Consider the following 3,796-nt stretch of genomic DNA (forward strand, 5'->3'; position numbering starts at 1 on the left):
AAGTGGTACGCCCGAGGGGAATCGAACCCCTCTCTCCACCGTGAAAGGGTGGCGTCCTAACCGATAGACGACGGGCGCGGACGAGTGGGTCTATACGGCGAGTCGCTTTGGCGTGCAACCCGAAATCGGCTAGCCGATCGGGTTTTGGAGCCGTCCGGCATCACGGGCCCAAAGCGCCTGAGCCGAACCTTGCAGCATCACGCCTTTCAGGTCGACTGACGACGTCGGCAGGGCCAGTTCCAGTCACGCATCTTGCCGACGTCGATGTGGATCGCCGCGGTGTGGCAATAGGTGCCGACGCCGCCGCGACCGGGCAGGGCCCGCACGAACTGGGCAACGTCCTGTCCGTTCACGCCCGGCACGTGCAGGTCGGCCGCCTTGCAGGCCATGTGCATGGATGCCTTCGCGCCGTTGACGCGGCGATTGTGCTGCGGCGAGCGGAAGCCGGAGGTGATGACGACCTTCTGTTTGAACCGGCGCTCGATCTGGCTGATCAGCGACATCAGGTTCGAGTCGAAACAGTTGGTAACGACATCCTCGCGCTGAATCAGGAGTCCGCTCGGCGCAAGACGCGCGATGCCGGAGAGCGAGGCGAGCTGGTAGCTGCTGCCGATGTCGTCCATGAGCTCGGAATCAACCGAAGCGCGCTGGCCGATCTCGAAGAGCGATTTTGGGTCGACGCCGGGCAGGGCGTTGGCGCCGATATCGGTCTCGGCGTCATTCCGCTGATGAACGACGATACGGCCGGACTTGCCGGCCTCGGCGTTTCGCAGGGGCACTTTCGCCTGCGACTGATTGTAGAGGGAGGCGTAGAGCGAGCGGTCAGCCTCGGCCGCCTTCTTGGGCTCGGCGAAAGCGGCGATGGCGGGACCCGTCGTGCGCGTCAGAAGTCGTCCCGGCTTGATCCCGCCGTCCGCCTCCTCGTTGGCGGCGATGGATGCCGCCTGCGTCGCGGCCGCTCCAGAGGATTCTCCTTCAGCGACGCGTGCAGCAAGCGCAGGATCGAGAGCCGGCGCCGACTTCGCCTCGGCCTTTCCGCTTTCCCGCTCAGGCTTAGCGGCCGCGACCGCTACCTCATCGCCTGCAGCAGCACCGGGCTCGGCGGCCTTCGCGTCCTGCGCGATGGCGTCCTCGACGGATTTCGGCTCTGGCGCCTGCGAGAAGCCGAAGGCGTTGCTCTCGTCCACGGCCGATACACAACCGCCCAGAAGCGGCGAAAGCGAAAGCACGGTTGCGGCGAAGAGCGCCTTGCGCGGCAAACCGCCGCGTACGGAGAAGAATCGTTCGGTCAACCGGTCGTCCACCCTCTCGACGGAGGCCTGTGATGCCATCCGTCCAAGCCATGACCGAAGCCCGGAATCGGGTCTTCGGAAGACTGCCGCCTCGCTCGCGTTCGCTTCCCCAGAGCGCGGGCCCCGAACCCGGGACCCGACCGCGAAAAGTGACTATTTCGTTAGCACTGTGTCGTTTCCGAGGCTAGTGCCGCCGCATTTTACCATGAACGTTACCACGTGCCCGTATTGGGCATGCTCGACCAAGGCTCCGCGGGCGGCTTTGCGTCCCCACGCTGCAGAAGCTCGAACGAGATGTTGTCCGGCGATTTTACGAAGGCCATTCGGCCGTCGCGCGGGGGGCGGTTGATCGTGATGTCCTGATCCATCAGTCGCTGGCAGGTCTCGTAGATATCGTCCACCTCGTAGGCGAGGTGACCGAAGTTCCGCCCGCTGCCGTACTCTTCCGGATCCCAGTTGTAGGTGAGTTCGAGCAACGGAGCCGCGTGGGCGCGGCCGGCATCCACGTCGTCGCGTGCGGCGAGGAAGATCAGGGTGAAGCGTCCGGCCTGGCTCTCGCTCCGGCGGACCTCCACCATGCCCATCTTGTTGCAGTAGAAATCGAGGGATTTGTCGATGTCGGCGATGCGGACCATCGTATGGAGATATCGCATGGGATCCTGCTCAGAACGTCGTTCCGTTGCGACTTAGAGGCGCGAAGCGATCCGCCAATGTGCGGCCGATGGGAACACGCTTTAGGCTCGCGACTTTTTCCGAAGCTTGCGACGGGGACGGAACATCATGTTTTTTGCGGGGAACGGAGAAAACCGAGGCTCCGAGGATTCCCAAACTCACCATTCAAACTATTCTGAAACCTCAGGTGATGGTTTGACGAATGCTGCGGGATCGCGAATGCTGACGTGTCCTGCAAGGATTCTGGAACGGTCGGCGCCAAGCCGTTCACGCGGCGGGCGAGAGCGGCGGACGAGGCGGAACGTTCGATGACAGTGCGTGCACCCAGCGTGATGGACCTCGAGGCCGACGGTGCAGCGCCGTCGCTCGATCTCGAGACGGTCACCGGCAAGATCAAGTGGTTCGACGTCGCCAAGGGCTTCGGCTTCGTCGTTCCCGACGGGGGCGGGGACGACGTTCTCCTGCACGTGACCTGCCTGCGTCGCGACGGCTTCTCGACGGCATTGGAAGGCGCGACCGTCGTCTGCGAGGTCCAGCGCGGGGACCGGGGTCTCCAAGCGTTTCGGGTCCTGAGCATGGACACGTCGACCGCCGTCGCGCCGTCGCAATCGGCGGCCGCGCGAACCCATGTCCAGGTCGTGCCGACCAGCGATCTCGAACGCGCGACGGTCAAGTGGTTCAACCGCAGCAAGGGCTACGGCTTCATCTCTCGCGGTGAGGACACGGAGGACATCTTCGTCCATATGGAGACGCTGCGTCGATACGGCATGGCGGAACTGCGGCCTGGGCAGGAGGTCTTGGTCCGCTACGGCAACGGCGACAAGGGCCTGATGGCCGCCGAAATCCATCCGATGACCGGGCCCGTGCGGCCGGGAGCACATTGATGACGAGCATCACGATGAAAGCCTGCGCGGTCGGCGTCGCGGCCGCGCTGTTTACCGCAACCGCCGCTCTCGCGGACACCGCAACGCTCAAGACGTCCTCCGGAGCGCATGCAATCGCCGTCGAGGTCGCAGACACACCCCAGAAGCGCGAGATCGGGCTGATGAACCGCGACAGTCTCGCGGAGGACACCGGCATGCTGTTCGACTTCCATGAGGACCGCGAGGTCAGCATGTGGATGAAGAACACGCTGATTCCCTTGGACATGCTCTTCGTCGACAAGACGGGGACGATCGTGCGCATCGCGCGCAACGCCAAGCCGCACTCGCTGGAGACCATCCCATCCGGGAAGCCCGTCCGTTACGTGCTGGAAATCAACGGCGGGGCTGCGGCGGGCTATGGCGCAAAAACCGGCGACAAGCTGGAGCACCCGCTGATCGGCCGACGGTAGAAGTTCTCCCGATCGCGGTCCAGCCGCATTGCGTGGCCGCGGGCCTTCGTCTAGAAGCCCAGTGTTTCGGATTGTTCCGGATCATCGGAGCGTAGCGCAGTCTGGTAGCGCATCTGGTTTGGGACCAGAGGGTCGCAGGTTCGAATCCTGCCGCTCCGACCATATCTTGAACACCGCAGGACAACGAATTCGGAGACGGCGCGAACATGGTGGCTCGCATCTATCGTCCGGCCCGCACGGCCATGCAGTCGGGCAAGGGAAGAACCCGCGAATGGCTCTTCCTCTACGAGCCCGAGGACCCGAAGACGGTCGAGCCGCTGATGGGCTACACCTCGTCGCGCGACATGCGCTCGCAGGTGCGCCTCTCGTTCGAGACGAAGGAACTCGCGATCGAGTACGCGGAGCGCAACGGCATTCCGTACCGAGTCGAGGACCAGCACATCGCCGGCCGGCCGAAGGTGTCCTATTCGGACAACTTCCGCTACGACCGCGCGCAGCC

At 64.2% G+C, this 3,796-nt stretch carries 5 protein-coding genes and 2 tRNA genes; 4 read left to right on the forward strand and 3 right to left on the reverse strand.

Annotated elements, in window-relative coordinates:
- Nucleotides 1-3: 3 nt before the first annotated feature.
- The 3 genes from QZ753_RS08150 to QZ753_RS08160 form a co-directional block, all read right to left on the reverse strand.
- Nucleotides 4-78 (reverse strand) — tRNA-Glu (locus QZ753_RS08150).
- Between the two features lie 128 nt (nucleotides 79-206).
- Nucleotides 207-1,292 carry a D-Ala-D-Ala carboxypeptidase family metallohydrolase gene (locus QZ753_RS08155; RefSeq protein WP_294642659.1) on the reverse strand — a complete coding sequence of 362 codons (1,086 nt, stop codon included), beginning with the start codon at nucleotides 1,290-1,292 and terminating at the stop codon, nucleotides 207-209.
- Nucleotides 1,293-1,504: 212 nt separating this feature from the next.
- A complete protein-coding gene (locus QZ753_RS08160) occupies nucleotides 1,505-1,945 on the reverse strand; it encodes a VOC family protein (protein WP_294642661.1) in 441 nt (146 codons plus the stop codon).
- Nucleotides 1,946-2,272: 327 nt separating this feature from the next.
- Between QZ753_RS08160 and QZ753_RS08165 the strand changes: the two genes are divergently transcribed.
- From QZ753_RS08165 to QZ753_RS08180, 4 genes are all read left to right on the forward strand, one after another.
- On the forward strand, nucleotides 2,273-2,848 hold the full coding sequence (locus QZ753_RS08165; protein ID WP_294642663.1) for a cold-shock protein: 576 nt from the start codon (nucleotides 2,273-2,275) through the stop codon (nucleotides 2,846-2,848).
- On the forward strand, nucleotides 2,848-3,297 hold the full coding sequence (locus QZ753_RS08170; protein WP_294642664.1) for a DUF192 domain-containing protein: 450 nt from the start codon (nucleotides 2,848-2,850) through the stop codon (nucleotides 3,295-3,297). Before QZ753_RS08165 ends, QZ753_RS08170 begins: the two co-directional genes overlap by 1 nt.
- An 85-nt stretch (nucleotides 3,298-3,382) precedes the next feature.
- Nucleotides 3,383-3,459, forward strand: a tRNA-Pro gene (locus tag QZ753_RS08175).
- A gap of 44 nt (nucleotides 3,460-3,503) precedes the next feature.
- Nucleotides 3,504-3,796: ETC complex I subunit (locus QZ753_RS08180; protein ID WP_294642666.1), on the forward strand; the 293-nt coding region annotated here is incomplete at its 3' end.

The organism is uncultured Aureimonas sp. (assembly GCF_913775355.1).
In the GTDB taxonomy this organism is placed as follows: domain Bacteria; phylum Pseudomonadota; class Alphaproteobacteria; order Rhizobiales; family Rhizobiaceae; genus Aureimonas.